Annotated in this window: 16 protein-coding genes; 9 read left to right on the top strand and 7 right to left on the bottom strand. The window is 53.1% G+C overall.

Annotation, left to right across the window (positions count from 1 at the left end; genetic code table 11):
• The 9 genes from KKG35_15615 to KKG35_15575 form a co-directional block, all read left to right on the top strand.
• Positions 1-487 (top strand): hypothetical protein (locus KKG35_15615; GenBank protein ID MBU1739556.1); only part of this gene is annotated, 487 nt, incomplete at its 5' end.
• Between the two features lie 91 nt (positions 488-578).
• Positions 579-3,110 carry a hypothetical protein gene (locus KKG35_15610; GenBank protein MBU1739555.1) on the top strand — a complete coding sequence of 844 codons (2,532 nt, stop codon included), beginning with the start codon at positions 579-581 and terminating at the stop codon, positions 3,108-3,110.
• A complete protein-coding gene (locus KKG35_15605; protein MBU1739554.1) occupies positions 3,107-5,170 on the top strand; it encodes a hypothetical protein in 2,064 nt (687 codons plus the stop codon). The genes KKG35_15610 and KKG35_15605 overlap by 4 nt, the downstream gene beginning before the upstream one ends.
• Before the next feature lie 137 nt (positions 5,171-5,307).
• Positions 5,308-5,583, top strand: a complete 276-nt coding sequence (locus KKG35_15600) for a type II toxin-antitoxin system Phd/YefM family antitoxin (GenBank protein ID MBU1739553.1) — start codon at positions 5,308-5,310, stop codon at positions 5,581-5,583.
• On the top strand, positions 5,583-5,906 hold the full coding sequence (locus KKG35_15595) for a type II toxin-antitoxin system RelE/ParE family toxin (GenBank protein ID MBU1739552.1): 324 nt from the start codon (positions 5,583-5,585) through the stop codon (positions 5,904-5,906). Before KKG35_15600 ends, KKG35_15595 begins: the two co-directional genes overlap by 1 nt.
• 371 nt (positions 5,907-6,277) lie before the next feature.
• Entirely contained in the window at positions 6,278-6,520 is a 243-nt protein-coding gene (locus tag KKG35_15590) for a type II toxin-antitoxin system ParD family antitoxin (GenBank protein ID MBU1739551.1), read from the top strand.
• Positions 6,520-6,822, top strand: coding sequence for a type II toxin-antitoxin system RelE/ParE family toxin (locus KKG35_15585; GenBank protein ID MBU1739550.1), 303 nt, complete (start codon positions 6,520-6,522; stop codon positions 6,820-6,822). The genes KKG35_15590 and KKG35_15585 overlap by 1 nt, the downstream gene beginning before the upstream one ends.
• Before the next feature lie 400 nt (positions 6,823-7,222).
• Positions 7,223-7,513 carry a nucleotidyltransferase family protein gene (locus KKG35_15580; protein ID MBU1739549.1) on the top strand — a complete coding sequence of 97 codons (291 nt, stop codon included), beginning with the start codon at positions 7,223-7,225 and terminating at the stop codon, positions 7,511-7,513.
• The gene (locus KKG35_15575) at positions 7,510-7,842 is read left to right on the top strand and encodes a DUF86 domain-containing protein (GenBank protein ID MBU1739548.1); all 333 of its coding nucleotides are present in this window, start codon (positions 7,510-7,512) and stop codon (positions 7,840-7,842) included. Before KKG35_15580 ends, KKG35_15575 begins: the two co-directional genes overlap by 4 nt.
• 175 nt (positions 7,843-8,017) lie before the next feature.
• Here the strand turns inward: KKG35_15575 and KKG35_15570 are convergent, their stop codons facing one another.
• The 7 genes from KKG35_15570 to KKG35_15540 all read right to left on the bottom strand — a co-directional run bounded on the left by KKG35_15570 (position 8,018) and on the right by KKG35_15540 (position 16,167).
• Positions 8,018-8,323, bottom strand: coding sequence for a PilZ domain-containing protein (locus KKG35_15570; protein MBU1739547.1), 306 nt, complete (start codon positions 8,321-8,323; stop codon positions 8,018-8,020).
• A 44-nt stretch (positions 8,324-8,367) separates the two neighbouring features.
• Positions 8,368-9,948 carry an imidazole glycerol phosphate synthase subunit HisF gene (gene hisF / locus KKG35_15565; GenBank protein ID MBU1739546.1) on the bottom strand — a complete coding sequence of 527 codons (1,581 nt, stop codon included), beginning with the start codon at positions 9,946-9,948 and terminating at the stop codon, positions 8,368-8,370.
• Between the two features lie 104 nt (positions 9,949-10,052).
• On the bottom strand, positions 10,053-10,589 hold the full coding sequence (locus KKG35_15560; protein ID MBU1739545.1) for a response regulator: 537 nt from the start codon (positions 10,587-10,589) through the stop codon (positions 10,053-10,055).
• A gap of 32 nt (positions 10,590-10,621) precedes the next feature.
• Positions 10,622-11,953, bottom strand: a complete 1,332-nt coding sequence (locus tag KKG35_15555; protein ID MBU1739544.1) for an ATP-binding protein — start codon at positions 11,951-11,953, stop codon at positions 10,622-10,624.
• 150 nt (positions 11,954-12,103) lie between these two features.
• On the bottom strand, positions 12,104-12,652 hold the full coding sequence (locus KKG35_15550) for a nitrous oxide reductase accessory protein NosL (GenBank protein MBU1739543.1): 549 nt from the start codon (positions 12,650-12,652) through the stop codon (positions 12,104-12,106).
• Between the two features lie 255 nt (positions 12,653-12,907).
• The gene (locus tag KKG35_15545) at positions 12,908-14,245 is read right to left on the bottom strand and encodes a sigma-54 dependent transcriptional regulator (GenBank protein MBU1739542.1); all 1,338 of its coding nucleotides are present in this window, start codon (positions 14,243-14,245) and stop codon (positions 12,908-12,910) included.
• A gap of 386 nt (positions 14,246-14,631) precedes the next feature.
• On the bottom strand, positions 14,632-16,167 hold the full coding sequence (locus KKG35_15540) for a DUF3365 domain-containing protein (GenBank protein MBU1739541.1): 1,536 nt from the start codon (positions 16,165-16,167) through the stop codon (positions 14,632-14,634).
• Positions 16,168-16,292: the final 125 nt, after the last annotated feature.

Here is a 16,292-nt window from a genome sequence, read left to right as displayed (position 1 = left end):
TAAGTACCCTGAACTGGCCGCAATGGAGCGCCAGGAGGATGAGCGCTCAGCAGCCATCAGCACGGCCGACCAGGCACAGGAGGATGGCCAGCAAAACCAGCAGGATCAGGCTGTCTGGGGAACCTGGCTGGAGTATCTCAAAGCCGCAGACAAGGATGACTACTATACGCTTATTGTCATTGACAATGCGTACCGAGGGGACGAGAAGGACTACTCCCGTGATCACGGTTTGCTCGCCAGGGAGACTGCGGGCTGGGTTTCTCACTCGCGCATCTGGGATTTCTCTTACCCGCAGAAGCAAGAATCTATAGCAGCCAGCCCCTCTGGAAACAAGACTCAGCATGGATCCAAATCTGAGGTTGAGAAAACGACCAACTCTGCTGGAAATAAGTCTCAGCAGGAATCCAAGTCCGAGATGGAGAAAACCAAGGAACAGCTGGGTGGTGCGGTAAAAGAGGGTTTCAAGGCGTTGAAAGGCCTATGGTAGAAGCGCGTCTGGATCCTGATTCTCTCGTTTTTTTCTCTGCTCCACAGCAACGAGCGATCAACGGTTACCTGCTGATGAGGGGCTAACGGTGATGCAAATTTCGCGTATCAAACTGGTGGCTCTAGTGGCTGCGGTTTTGTCGGTCTATTCGCTAGCGCCCTGCTTTGCCCAGAATAGAAATGACGGTGGAGAGCCGACCAGAAAAATGGACTGGTTGATCTGGGATTCTGTCGAACGATTTACCGGTCAGGCCACCGTTCAACTGAACACATGGATAGACCGGGTATCCCACGGCTACTACAAGGAAAAGACAAGTTCGAAAAGCTATGCGACTTTCCATTTCGAGCTGGTGCGCGAGCCGCAGCTTTACTCACGCGGCCATTCGAGATGGATCGCGGGAAAGGTGCGAGTTAACGGCAACGAGGTGAGTTCAAGCCTGGATGACTCTCCGACACATCGCCTTGCCTGGTCATCACAGGCGGCGTTTGATCAGACGATAGTAAAAGACGCTGTGAATCTGAACCTTTCACTCAACCACGAAACTGGTGAGTTCCAGATGGGCTTACCGACCCGGCTGGATACCCCTGTTCCAAGTCACATCAAACGCAGCGAGTGGAACCCCCCTGAAAAGACCATCAACGAGGAGCGCACCGAGTTGTTGTATAACACTGTGTCGACACTTTTTAACGGTCAAGCACCGACGAAAATCGGGGTGCTGCACGCCACATCGGAACAGGATTATCTTGAAGAAGATGGCCGTGCCGGGCATCGCACGACAGGGAGTGTCGTACTCGTGCCTGAGTACAGTGATTTCAAGGTCGTCGTGGAATTGGCAGGCTATGACGATAAGGGCAAGCCGGTTTCCTATGAGAAATGGCGGCCCTTCGGTTCGATCAAAGAGCCTGGCAAAGAGGGCAATTACCTCGACGTTAAAGCGGTTTTACAATCAAAGAAGGATGTGAAATCGGCTGACTTGCCCAAAGTAAAATATTTTCGCTTCGAATTGGTGAATACCTCACGTGAGCCTGGTGTTGCGATGAACTGGCCACTGAATGCAGAGGATAAATATCCCGATATGCGGTTGGATGTTGATCCCGCGAGTCCAGGGCGGCCTGGCAAGGAAGGACAGAGCCTGGAGGTGTCGCGTCCTGTGAAAGACAAAGGGCGGCCTGCAGCAATGGCAAGGATTGATTCCTTCGATTTCGGCGGCAGGACTGTGCTGCTCGTGACCGCCGAGCTGGCGGATGGGCGTCCTATTGTCGGCAGACTTGAAGGTCAAGAGGATACCCTCTACCCCGGAATCCTGATCCCCAAGAGGCTCCCCGGGAGATGGATCGCTGAGGCGTGGCTTACCGACAACGACGTCGCGAAGTTCTCCGACGAAGATGACGGCGAGGACGAACCTTCGGGCGACGGGTACAAGGGGGACGGTTTCACCCTCTACGAAGAGTATCGCGGGTTCGCCATGAGCGGAAAGGATGGTACCCGTGCCGGCAGTGATCCTAAGCGCGATAGGCGGGTAGAAGGTAATCCGAAGCGCAAGGATTTCTTTATCCTCAACCTCATGCGGTCCGACGCCTTGGCCGGCATTCGCATCTTCGAGAAGGCCACGGGTCTGGCCGTTCACAGCCGGCTCAGCAAAAGAGAGATGTCGGAGAAGGATCGGCTGATGAACGGGAACCGCAGAGAAGCGCCGCACCGGGAAGAGCAGCACGGGGTGGTGATTAAATTCGACGATGAAGGGCCTGCTAACTTCCCCATTGATTACCCTCTCGCTTCTAAACCGAGAAACGTCAAGTGGATCGGCATGCCGCACCGCAATGATCTGGATGAGTTTGGCAATAAACTAAATATCGGCATCAGCAAACCGTGGAACCTGCCGGCGGGCGATTTCGCGCGGGCTTATGACCGGACGGTGGCACATGAGTTGCTCCACTCCGTCGGCGCGGATCACCATGGTCCGACCCATTGGAAAGAGAACTTTTACTACATTCCAGCCGCTTTCTACGGAGATGGAAGAAAGATGGGACAATTGGTGATCGGCTCTTCTTCGAAGGTGCGCGATGTAGATGTCTTCGAGGAAGCTACCGGGTTCAACTGGCTGTCCAAGCATGGCCCGGATCTGGAAAGAAAAATCGAAGCCGCGGTTGCGACTGAAGTGCGCATAGGGGGGTTGCCGCCGGGCACCGGCTACGCTGACCTCGCCCCCTACGTTCAATATCGAATTTCCAAAACCTGCGGACCCCATGGCGGATGGCTCATTGGTTATGAGCATGGCGATGCATCGGGAAATGAACAGTGCCTGATGCGTTACTATTTCACTAATGTCTATCCGGTCCGGGGTAAGGTCAGGACGCAGTCTGGTCTGGAGGTCTGGACGGGGGGAGAAAGCTACTATTGGGTCCCGCCGGGGACCGAAGACATCGGCCTTGAGATCTGTACGTCACCTAAAGGTACGGGGGTGAATGCGAGCGATCGGAAAGGCAATTCCGGTCGGCCGATGCAGTCCCGTTACGGCGATGCTGCCGAGAGATTTGGTAACTGTGACGCGCAGATCTGCCCCAACGACGCCGCGCCGGAGCGTCCGAGAGGATGGAAACGACCTAAAGGATTGAGACAATGAGCGAGCATTCGGCAGCCCCGATTCCCGCCGTCGTGCGTATCGTTGCCTGTTTGCTGGCGGCGATGGCTTTGCTTGTGACGCTCGCGTCAGCAGTCCGGGCGCAGGGAAGGACAGGGCCAGAGCTCAGCATGACCCTGCGCGGCGTCGCCGACGATATTGTCGAGCAGGGTGAGCCGCTGCTTTTGGCTTTGCGTATCAGGTTGGACGACCTCGGTGACGAAATCGGGGAAGTGGTGCTCGCGCCGGCAGCTGGAAGCTGGGTTGATGCGATTGATGTGCAACTCGTTGATGAGCGGGGCAACGCACCAGGTATACGAGGACAGGCTGTTGGCCGACCCGATGACGCTGTGGCAACATTGGATAACTCTCGAATTGCAGGTGGACTCTGGCGCTTTGCTTCTGAGTCGACTCAGAAGCTGATACCGGGCGTTTATACTTTGCGCGCCCGACTTGCGATTGACAAAACCATCCCCGGAAGTGGCGGCTGGACCGGAGAGGTTTTTGCTGAGGAGATTCCGTTGGAGATCGTCGTCCCGTCCGACGGGCCTGAACGCCATGCCCAGCGGGTGATCGCGCTGGCCCGGGACGCGCTCCTCGAAAATCGGCTCGAGGAAGCTGCAGCCCAGATCGACGTGGTGCTCACGAAGCAGCGAGACAACATATCCGCCTGGACCTTGCGCGCCCTGATCAGCGAGCGTGCCGGCAACGCCTCGGGTGCGCTGCTCTGCATCGACCAGGCCCAGCGAGTCAACGATGCCTTGGGCAACGAAGAATCAAATGTGGAGCTGATCTTCATCAGCCGGCGGCTCATGGCGGCAAATGATACCGATGCGGCCGCAGGTGCGCCGGACTGGAGCTGGCCGGCCCGGGAGTTGCTGTCGCCGCTCCCTTTAGATGCTTCCCTGCCGCCGATATCCCGGACCGGGTCAGGATCACCAGTGGCCGGCCCAGCGCTGCAAACAACAGCCGCCTCGCCTGTTCCGGCCATGCCGTCAGTGGCGTCGGTGACCGTCGTCCCTGGCTCGGAGATCGACGAGGGCGGTATTCTCGGCGACTCGCGTGGTCAGTGGGCGGCCTTTGCCAAAGCCAGCAGCGAATACGGATTGGATCGTTACAACGCGCTGCAGGCGACCGGCGCACCCAACGTTGACACCTATTCTGATAATCCGAATGCCTGGTGCCACAGTGGTTCGAACAGCAAACTCGAATGGCTCGAGGTCTATTTTTCGCAGCCGGTGCAAGCGACAGAATTGCGTGTACGGCAAAACTACACACCGGGGACGATTACCAAGGTTGAGGCTATTGCCGCAGACGGACGCGTCCAGGTTCTCTGGGAAGGTAGTGACCCAAATACATATCTGCCGAATCAGATTTCGTGGTTCGTGCTGCGCTTTCCGACAACAACGTTTCCGGTCCATCGCGTGAAACTGACGCTGAATATTTCGCTGATTTCCGGCTGGAAGCAGATCGATGCGGTGCAGCTTGTGGGTGATGCCCTTTCTGCAACGCCAACGCCCATCATGGGAACACAACCCTCGACTCAACCGCCGAGCGTAGAATCATTAACGATCGTTCCGTATTCGGACATCGACGAAGGGAATATCTATACCGATCCGCGGGGGCAGTGGGCAAGCACCGCCAGTGCCAGCAGCGAATACGGTACGGATCGTTACAACGCGCTGCAGGCGACCGGTGCGCCCAACGTCGCGACCTACTCTGACAACCCTAATGCCTGGTGCCATAGTGGAGCGAACAGCAAACTCGAATGGCTCGAGGTCGGTTTCGCGCAACCGGTGCATGCCACCGAGTTACGCGTACGCCAAAGCTACACGCCGGGCACGATTGCCAAAATAGAGGCCCTTGCCGCAGACGGACGCGTACAAGTCCTCTGGGAAGGTGTCGATCCAAATAATTATCCGCCGGGGCAGATTGCGTGGTTCGCGCTACGCTTTCCGGCCACGCCGTTTCCGGTCCATCGCGTGAAACTGACACTGAATACTTCGCTGACTTCTGGCTGGAAGCAGATTGATGTAGTACAGATTGTGGGTGATGAACCTTAAAGAGCGCAGAATTAAAATTCTGAGGACATCCATTGTGTCCCTCCCTTAGCCATACTGGTGCATGGCAGATATATTCTTTGACGCAAGACTAAATATGGTTTTAATATGGTCCTGTAATTCCTGCAAGGAGGTATCCAATGAGATTATCCAGCCAAATTAAGCCTATAAGCTATTTGAAAGCCCATGCAGCAGAAATTATTAGAAACTTAGGGGATGAGGGAGAACCGCTGGTTATTACTCAAAACGGTGAAGCGAAAGTCGTAATACAGGATATAAAGAGTTATGAGGAAACCCAGGAAACAATAGCTCTGTTGAAGATATTGGCGCTGGGAAACCGTCAGATCGAAGAAGGGAAAGTTGTTGCTGCAAGTGATGCAATACACCGCATTCGAAAAGGAGCGGGGATTGTTTAGTGGCTTTCATGGTTCAACTTACTGAAGACGTTGTTGCAGATCTTGCAGAAATATTCAACTATGTGTCAAGGCATGACTCGCCCCAAAAAGCAGAATATGTACTTGGTCAGATAGAGAAGAAATTTATTGGCTTGAGCGAGATGCCGGATCGAGGTGTGTATCCGAGAGAACTTATAAATATAGGAATCCGTGATTTTAAAGAGATTTTTTTCAAACCATACCGGCTCATTTACCGGATAGATGGTAACAATTTCTATGTGTATTTAATTGTCGATGGTCGTCGTGATATGCAGACACTTCTCCAACGCAGATTGCTTGGCTGATGCCCCGTGATGCTTTGAAGGGTATCTCTATCTTCTTAACTATTCACAGTTCAGTTCATATACGTCGTATTAGCCGCAGAATTGATCCACTGGCAGAGTTTTTCGATCTGATCAATCAGGACAATTACCTCAAAGGTCAAAAGAGGCCCCGGCCCCTTTTCCATGCAGGTCAAGAAGTGTTTCTCCTGCGCCGAGCTTCTCGCAGACGGTGACTAAAGGGATAATAGCTCTTGACAGCTTGCTGTTTTGCACCTTTTATGCCCCGATATTGTTGCTGCAGCCTTGAAGGAGCCGGGTTTAAGCAGGGTTCTTGACCGATACCAATAAATATTATAAAGTAGGATCGTTCCGTTATTATAGGAGATTGTCTCATGTCTAAGAATACCAGTGTCACCCTTGGTGATCATTATGAAACGTTCATCGCCGGACAGGTCGCCCAGGGTTATTTCGGTTCAGCAAGCGAGGCCATTCGGGCTGGTTTGCGGTTGCTGGAAGAAAGGGAAGCCAGGCTTGCGGTGTTGCGCCGGGCCTTGATTGAAGGCGAGGAAAGCGGCGTTGCCGAATATTCACTGGAAGGGTTGATTGCTGAACTTGACAAGCAGGGATCTGATTGATGGCCGGTTTTGTCCTGACCCAAAAGGCCAGAAAGGATCTGTTGGAAATCGCACTTTACACCTTTGAAAGATGGGGGCGGGAACAGCGTAACATGTATCTCAACATGATGGATGACTGTTTCCAGCAATTGGCCGCAAACCCCCACATCGGGATTGACTGTAGCGACATCAGAACGGGTTACCGTAAAATGCAAGCCGGAAGTCATGTCATCTTTTACCGGGCGAAATCAACACAAACTATTGAGATTGTTCGTATTCTTCACGGGCGAATGGATCTGGAAACACACTTTCCCACCCCTTGATAATAGCAAGTACAGATTTTGAAAGAATAGCCACCCCCCCGATACTTTGAAGGTGGCTATTGGTATTTTCACTTTCAGTGTACTTCCCAACTATCGTATCTTGATCCCTTCCTCCTGAAGGTGCTTCTTCACGTCGGAGATCGGGACTTCCCGTTTGTGAAAGATATCGGCAGCCAGGGCGGCTTCTACGTCTGTATAGCCTTGAAAAACTCAGAGAAATGTGCGACCTTTCCGTTATTGTTTGAAGAAACAACATGGATCGAGACTTTGTCTTCTCGCCTCAGTCATGAACAGCTTCGCAATGTTCTGCCCACGATCAGGCAAGTGTTTTCTTGGCTTAGCTTATGTGTTATCATCGGGTATCCATATCAGGTGCTGTGCCCAATCTGCGAGGTGGTTTATGGGAAAAAAATCGTTGCTGGAAGATAAAAGAGATGAAATACTGCGTGTTGCCAGGGAACATGGCGCATTGAGTGTTAGAGTATTTGGTTCGTATGCCCGCGGTCAGGCCAACCCGGACAGTGACGTCGATCTTATTGTCGAGTTGGGGCCGGGCAGATCCCTTCTTGACCTGATTGCCATTAAGCAGGAGATTGAGGATTTTATACACATCAAAGTCGATGTGGTCACCGAGGCTTCATTGTCACCATACATTCGCAATGAGATCCTTCAGGAGGCTGTAAGTATATGAAAAATGATCTGGTCTATCTGCGGCACATAAATGACGCGATAGAAAAGATCGAGTCATATACCGATATGAGTAAAGATGATTTCATGTCCACCAGTCATTGGCAGGACGCAACCATCAGAAATCTCGAGATAATCGGAGAAGCAGTCAAGCGGCTGAGTGAAGAGCTGAAAGAACATAATCCTGAGATTCCCTGGCGGAATGTTGCAGGCTTACGTGATATCCTGATTCATCATTACATGGGTGTGGACCTGGAGACGGTTTGGAATGTTGTGAAAAACGACCTTCCGGGTCTGAAGAAAATCGTTGCCCGAGTTCTCGAGCAATATTGATAAATAAAATAGTCCCCAACAACCGTGAAGGTGGCTGTTAGTATTTTCACTATCAGTGCAGGTCCCAACTATCTAATCTCGATCCCTTCCTCCTGAAGGTGCTTCTTCACGGGCAGATGTCACTTCCTTTCTGTATAAGATATCGGCGGCCGGGACCGTTATCATTCAGCAATCCTTAAGGTTTGAGCATGGCCAGCATCGGCCAGAATTCCAGGTCGTGGTCGAATTCAACTCCATAGCCGGCCTGTTCGCGGCGGACCACTTTGCCGATTAATTGAATTAACATCTTTGAATGTTTGGCGGGAATAATGATATCGATATGACATTTAGTGCCGAGCGGGAAGGAGGCTTCGCTTTTGATATACAGACTATTTAAGCTGATGTCACGAATCTGTCCGGTCAGGAAAAAAGCCTTGTCCACGCTATGCAATACAACGCCTGCGTGGACAGCCATCCTGGATCTTCTTCTTTTTTCTGCCATGTGTCTCTTTCCGGTAAAGGGGTGTTGGTTATCTCACCGTTTAATTACCGGATCTCGATTCCTTCATCCTGAAGGTGCTTCTTAACGGCAGAAATCGGCACTTCCTTCCTGTGGAATATTCCCGCTGCTAGTGCCGCTTCAACGTCTGTAGCCTTGAACACCTCAGAGAAATGTTCAACTTTACCGGCGCCACTTGAAGCTATAACCGGGATGGTGACCTTATCTTTGACCATCTGGGTCATCTCAAGATCGTAACCGGAGTTTGTGCCGTCTTTATCCATACAGTTGAGAAGTATCTCTCCGGCACCGAGCTTCTCACAAACCGTAACTAACTGCACTACATCTATGTCCCGACCCTCTCTTCCACCTTTAACAGTGCACTGATACCAGCAATACTCTTCGCCGTTCGGGCCTGGGAATCTGGTTTTAATGGTGAAATGCGGAGTGTCATCGGGTGATTTTACGTAGACCCGCCTCGGGTCAACCGAGATCACCACCGCCTGGTTGCCGTAAACCCTTGAGATCTGTTCGATGGAGCTCATCCCGGTTGCCTTGCCGGATTGCAGGTAGGCTTCAACGGTGTGGACCGCGTCACTGCCGATGGAGATCTTGTCGGCGCCGGAGCGGAAGTATTCCGAGGCGACATCGAGTGACGAGTAGAATTTTCCTTCCGAATCGGTGAACTCCCGGATGCCGCCGCCGATGGTGAGCGGCACGAACACGTTTTCCGAGGAACGCTTCAGGACCTCGATCATCGGCTGGTCCTGCAATGGAAAGTTGCGGAAGGCGGTGATGTTCAGGAAGGTGACTTCGTCGGCCCCTTCATCGTAGTATCTTTTGGCCAGTTCAACCGGTTTGCCGAGGTTTCTGACCTCGCCTTCTTCCCGCACGTCGTACTGGTCGCCCTTGGTCACCACCAGGTCCCCGGCATCGTTGTTCCGCACATCGAGGCAGGCGATGATCCTCTTGGCGATTCTGGTCGGAGCCGGATCGGTGTTGACCGGTGCTGCGGCAAGCTTATCCGCCGCGAGAAAATTCTTCAGGATATTCAGGCCCGCCTTGCCGCTTTTTTCCGGGTGAAACTGGCAGGCGACCACGTTGCCTTTCTGGACGGAGCTGACAAATTCCTCGTGGTAATCGGTGGTGGTCAGGACCCAGTCGCGGTTCTGTTCACTGGCCATTGCCCGGTATGAGTGGACGAAGTAGAGTTTTTCGTCGGCAAAATTTTTGAACAGGGGGGAGCTTTTTCTGATGTTGATCCCGTTCCAGCCGATCTGCGGTACCGAGCCAAGCTTCTCGTCAAATCTGCCGATCTGCCCGGCGATGATCCCCAACCCTCTTACGCCGGGGGCTTCGTCGCTTCCTTCAAAAAGGGTCTGGAGGCCGAGGCAGATGCCGAGGAACGGCTTGTCCGCTTTCAGGAATTCGAGCAGCGGTTCAATGAATCCCTTTTCATTGAGGCGGTCCATGGCGCTGCCGAAACTGCCGACACCGGGGAAGACGATTTTTTCCGCCCGGCGGATGTCATCCGGCGAGGAGGCGTCTCTCACCTCGAAGCCAAGGGTGGTGATGGCATTTCTGACGCTGCGGACATTGCCGGCGCCGTAGTCAAGCAGGGTAATCATGGCGGATTCTCTTTCGTTGATTTCAGAGCGAAAAACAAGAGCGACATGTTACCTGAGAGGGGAGGGAAAAGCAAGCCGACTTTGGGTGTGTCGGGTGGCAGCGATCAGATAAAAGGTGGAAATTTTTCCAGTTTGCGCTGCAGGGTGCGGCGATGGATATTGAGCCGTTTGGCGGCGGCGGAAATATTGCCGCCGCAATCGGCAAGAACCCGGCTGATATGCTCCCATTCGACCCGGGCCAGGGAGGGGGTGGAGATCTCTTCCGGATTCGGCATTTTTTCGGGTGCGGAAGTCTCGGAGAAGGCGGCAAGGATTTCATCGGTGTCGGCCGGTTTGGAAATGTAATTCATGGCGCCAAGTCTTATGGCATCGGTTGCGGTGGCGATGCTGCCGTATCCGGTAAGAACCACGATTTTCAGATCCGGGTACTTCTCCAGGGCGGATTTCACGAGCTCCAGTCCGGAGCGGCCCGGCATTCGCAGATCGATGATCGCCATATCCGGACAGGTGTCGGCAAGAACGGTCATCGCTTCTCCGTAATCTGCCGCCGCGGTGACCTGATAGCCCCGTTTTACCAGGGCACGGCCAAGTCTTTCCCGGAAATGGTCTTCATCGTCAACCAGCAGGATATTCTTGTTCATGGGTCATTTCTCTCTGCTGCATAATCTTTCACTCACAGATTCTGCATGTCTGTGACCTTGGCCAGGCTAACTCGGATGGTGATTGTTGTTCCCTCGTCCCTGTTGGAGTCGATCTTCAGTTCACCGCCGAAACATTCGGTCATGGTCTTGGCCAGAAAGAGACCGAGCCCCAGGCCCTTCCCCGTTTCCTTGGTGGTGAAAAAGGGGTCGGTCGCCTTGGTGAAGGTGTCAGGGTCCATGCCGGGGCCGTTATCACTCACCATTATATACAGGTTATCATGATCCTGGTAGGAGTGACATCGTATTTCCGCGGAATTGTCGGCATCGTATGAATTTTTCAGCAGCCCCTTGATGCTCCTTACCCAGGTGTGGATCGGGACCATCAGCGCCTGATCTTTATTGTCGATCCTGAACGCAACTTTTTTCCCGGTCTCGACCTGAAACTCCTTGTCGATCATTTCCATCAGCATGGCCACCGAAGTAAGCCGGAACGATTCCCCGGAGTGTTCTCCGGCATCGGCTGAAAGCTGTCTCAGAATAAGGCGGCATCGCTGGATTTCGCTCTTGATCAGTTTTGCATCGGCAAGCAGGTCGTCATCAATCAACCCTTTTTCGAGGGAATTGATCATCTCGCCGGCGGCAATGGTGATGGTGGACAAGGGCGTCGAGAATTCGTGGGCGGCGCCGGCGGCCATGGTCGCAAGGGCGGCCAGCTTGTCGCTTTTCATCTTCTCTTCTTCAAGCCTGGCAAGGGTCTGCTGATGGGTTGCCAGGGCGTCCTGAATCCGGTTGATGAAATAGACGAGAAAGAAGGCGGTTATGGTGTAGGCGATCCACATTCCCTGCAGATGTAGTCCCATGTCGGAACGAGTTAGGCAGATCGGCATCTCGGGGCCGATGCCTGAGCCGATACTCTCCGCAGGTGGGAGAATAAAGAGCAGGGCGTAAAAGACTGCAGTCATCGAAGCGAGGCTCCAGGCCCATTTCTGCTGCATGAGGATCGACGCCAGAGTCACATGCAGGAGGTACAGGAAGGTGAAGGGATTCATCGGCCCCCCGGTGAAATAGATCAGAAGGGTCAGATGGATAATGTCCCAGGCCATTAGAAATCCGAAATGGCTCTGGCGAACGTCGCTTTTCAGAAGTTGGCGGTGGTGAAAAAAATAGTTGCTGCCCGCCTGAAAGGAGATCAGCAGCAGGAGAACGGAGGCAGGGATAACCGTATCAAAGACCATGGCCACGGCCCCGATCATGATCAGCTGACAGATAACCGCCCCCCATCTAAGCCGTAACAGCCAGGTGAAGGCAATTCTCGATGTTCCGGGGTTGCGGGAAAGAAGGGGGGTGAGGCTGGTTCTGGTCATTTTGTCTGTATCCGGCTATTCGGGAGAGTTGTGCGTCTCAATGAGGGTTGAAGGGTCTGAACGGCAGGCAGCACAACTCTTCTTCTTGACTCTTTACTCTTGATTTCCCCCTTTGCCAGCCCGCAGGGGCAGGCAAAGGGGGATGTGGAATTACATGCTGCCTTGTCCCATTTTCATTTTCATGCCGCCCATGCCGAGTGTGCTGACCAGGTCCATGGTGACTTCGCTGAATGTATGAATGGTCCCGCCATTGCTGGCCTGGAATTTTGCGGCATCCGCTGGGTTCTCGAACGGAATGAGTTCCTTGCCCATCGGGCCCATCTGGCCGCTGCCGGCTACATAGGTGGCCTTTTTGCCATCGAACCAGGAACCGGAGATGAAATCCTTCACCCAGATCATGGAAACATCTTCCCGGGTGTGAACGGTGTCGAATTTACCCATCATCAAAAGGTACTTGAACATGTCCTTGCCGCCGTCGAAGGGCACCATCTTGTTGTCGGTAAAGATAATCTGGGTCTGCCACTCCGGGTATCTTGCCGGGAACATGCCGCAGACGCCGCAGGAGACGTCGGCGGGGATGGCCATCGGGGCACCGGCCGGCGAAGCGTCCGCAGCGCTTTTCTGTTCGCCGGACTGGAGGCAGGCAGTTGCAAAAATCAGGGTTGCGGTAAGAATCAGCAGCAGTTTGATCGTTTTCATGGTCGGTATTCTCCCTTTTTTCATGGTTTGTTTCCCCCGGCAGGAAAAGATTTTTTGGGTTTTCCTTCTTGAGTGTGTTCCGGGGAAGTGCCGTTCTTGCTCAAGGAATGGCACTTCCCCGGAACATGAAGAAAGTGTTTTGCATGAAATACCAAAGTTGGTATCCGGTCACAATAGTAGTTTAATCCGCCGGGTTTTGAATGTGGCAAATTGTCGCACATCATGTTTTGCGTCAGAGGCGCCGCGATTGCAGGTTTATATTTCCAGATGCTGGGCCTTCATTTTTTCCCAGAGGTTTTTTCTGCTAATTCCCAGGACTTCTGCAGCTTTCGTCTTGTTGCCCGCACATTTTCTGAGCGCGTTCAGGATACAGCTTTTTTCGGCACGTCTTACAGCCTCGGCGAGGGGCATGACCTCGACGCCATCATCCTGGGGGTTGCCGCCGGTGAGATCTCCCGGCAGTTCCAGCAGGTCGATGAGCGGCGACTGGGTGAGTACCGAGGCTCTTTCAATAATATTGCGCAGCTCCCTGATGTTGCCGGGAAATCGATAACCGGACAAACATTTGAGGGCGCCATCGGACAACTGGAGCCGCATACCTCTCATGACACTGAACTCTTTGAGAAAATGATTGCACAGCGCAGGAACGTCTTCCATTCTTTCCCGGAGTGGCGGAATATTGATCGGAATAACCTGCAACCGGTAGAAGAGGTCTTCACGGAACTGACCGATTTTGACTGCTTCGGCCAGGTTCTTGGCGGTGGCGCAGATGATTCTGACATCAATTTTGATGGGTTTGGTGCCGCCCACCCTCTCAAACTCTTTTTCCTGAAGCACCCTTAAAAGCTTAACCTGCATGTTCAACGGCAGATCACCTATTTCATCGAGCAGCAGGGTGCCCCCGTCGGCCACTTCAAAACGGCCGCTTTTCCTCGACAGGGCGCCGGTGAAAGAGCCTTTCTCGTGCCCGAAAAGCTCTGATTCAATGAGGTTTTCCGGAATAGCGCCGCAGTTTACCTTGATGTACGGTCCTTTCGCCCGGCTGCTCTGGAAATGGATTGCCGCTGCCGCCAGTTCCTTGCCGGTTCCCGATTCGCCGGTGATGAGAACGGTGGAATCCGAGCCGGCAACCCTGTGCAGGAGCTGCTGCAGTCGCTCCATGATCGGGCTGGAGCCGATGATCAGGGAAGGGCGAGAACTTTCTTCAAGGGTCAGGCACTTGGTGCGGATCTTCTGCATCGACAGGATTCTGTTGACCCGGATGGTCAGGTCGTCCATGTCGAACGGTTTGAGGATGTAATCGGCCGCGCCTTTTCTCAGGCAGTCGACCGCGTCGTCAACGCCGCCGTAAGCGGTCATCAGGATGATATCGGTATCAGGGGAAAGCCCCCTGATTTCTCCCATCAGTCTGATGCCGTCCAGGCCTGGCATTTTGATATCCGAGATCACCAGATTGTAGATGTTGGCCTCAATCTTTTTCAAAGCCTCGGTGCCGTTGGCGACCTGGTCAATGTCAAATCCCTTGCCCTTCAGGCGGTCGTAAAGGGTCACTCTGATTATTTCGTCATCCTCGACAAGCAGTATTCTGGCCATGGTTGGTTGTCCTGTGGTGGTGAGTTATGTCAATGTTCAACTTTCCGACGTGTCTTATGGTGTTGATTTGCTGTCATAAAATTATTCAGAGTCATGGTGGTATTCCATGATGAGAATTCAGAAGCCAGAAGTCAGAAGTCAGAAGCCAGAAGCCAGAAGCCAGTAGCCAGTAGCCAGCAGCCAGAATGACTGATTTTAAAGCTTTTCTCATGGATTCTGACTCCTGGCTTCTTGTGGAACACATGCACTATCAAATCACCGAAACCCCTTTATTCTCGGGAGATTAGCCAAACGCGGCAATTTGTGGTCAATTTCTTTCAGTTTCCGATGTTTCTTGTATGCACCCTTCGGGTATGAGTTTCATCTGGGCAGACGAGCTGCTCAACTTAAGCTATATCAGGAATGGATATCCTGAATATGGAGCCTTTGCCGATTTCGCTGTCGACGGTGATGGCGCCGCCCATCTTTTTAATCAGCGAAAAGGTTACCGACAGGCCGAGACCGGTGCCGTCGCCAACCTCTTTGGTGGTGAAAAAGGGGTCGAATATGTGGGGCATGTCCTCTTCGCTGATTCCGGTCCCGGTGTCCGCCACTGTAAGGACCACCCCATTTCCCGCTTCGGCGGTGGTTACGGTAAGTTTCCCTCCCTCCGGCATGGCGTGGATTGAATTCAGCGCCAGGTTCACCAGAATCTGCTTCAGGGCCTCAACATCGATCTGGCGTGGGCTGGTTAGACCGAGATGGAGATCCAGGTCGATATCCTTGAGCTGATATTCAAGCAGGTCGAAGCATTCATGGATGATTTCATCAACATTCACGGTTCTGAAACTGAGCGGCTCCTTACGCCCGAAGTTGAGAAGCTGGCGAACGGTGTGGCTGATCCGCTGCAGCCCTTTGTCGATCAGGTCCAGATACCGGGTTCTCAGTTCATGGTCATCCGGCGACTCCTTCATGCTTTTCACACAGTTGCGCATGCCGCCCAAGGGGTTGTTCACTTCATGGGCGATTCCGGCAGCGAGCCTGCCGATGGCGGCCATCTTTTCACTCTGGAAAACCTGTTTTTGACTTTTCTCAAGCTCGGCCTGGGAATTCAGCAGCCGGTTGCCGAGATCTTTGAAATTTTCGGCAAGCTCGCTGATTTCATCCCTGCCTGCTGGCAGCTCTTCCTCGTGGATCGGCCGGTCCGGAAACGAATCCATCGCTCGCGAGAGCATCCCGAGCCGTCTGACGAGAACAAGATCGATGGTCAGGAATATGATCAGCGAGGTGAAGACGGTCGTCAGAATGGCCATGATCAGAAGAAACCTGTTATTGGTCGAGATTGCTTTGTCGGCCCAGGAAATTGGAATGGCCAGGCTTAAGCCGCCCCTTACATCACCCGTCTTGTAGCCATGTTCCGCATGGCATTCGAGGCAGGCGTCCTCAACGATAAGAGGGATCATGTACCGGAGAACGCGGCCATCCGTTTCTCTGACGATTTCCATTACTTCCGTGTCTCCTCTTTCAAAGCGCAAAAGTCCCCTTTTTTCGAAGAGGTCCGGAGCGTTATCGGGATTTACCGGCTTCAGACTGGTGACCCCGAACCGGCAGAAATCAACCTGGTCAGCGTATTTGGAAAGCTCTCTGGTGACCATTGCCGGGTTGCGCTTTACATATCGCTGCCCGGAACTGTCCTGGATCTCGCCCCCGACCACCAGAAACGGGTTTTTCTCGACTCCGGGTTTACTGATGACAAACAGACCCTCATGGTCAGCGACCCATTTCCTGGTCAGCAGTAACTGCTGGGCCAGCATTCTGGCCTGCCTTTTCGCCTGATTGATCACAAGGTGGTTCTGGAAATATGAAGTGCGGTAAAAAGTCACCCCGAAAATCAGGATCACAATCAGGCTGACCAGAATTGAGAATTTAGTCCTCAGACGCATAGATGGTTACCGGTTTAGGTGTCTGTTTTTTCTATAGGCGGTTGCAGACCTACTCGCCTGAGTAACTGTATCGGCGACACTTCCGACACCCCGTGTCGTTTTGGTGCTGCCTCTGATACTGAAGC

The organism is Pseudomonadota bacterium (assembly GCA_018823285.1).
Classification (GTDB): Bacteria; Desulfobacterota; Desulfobulbia; order Desulfobulbales; family JAGXFP01; genus JAHJIQ01.
This window is presented reverse-complemented; position numbering and strand designations above follow the sequence as displayed.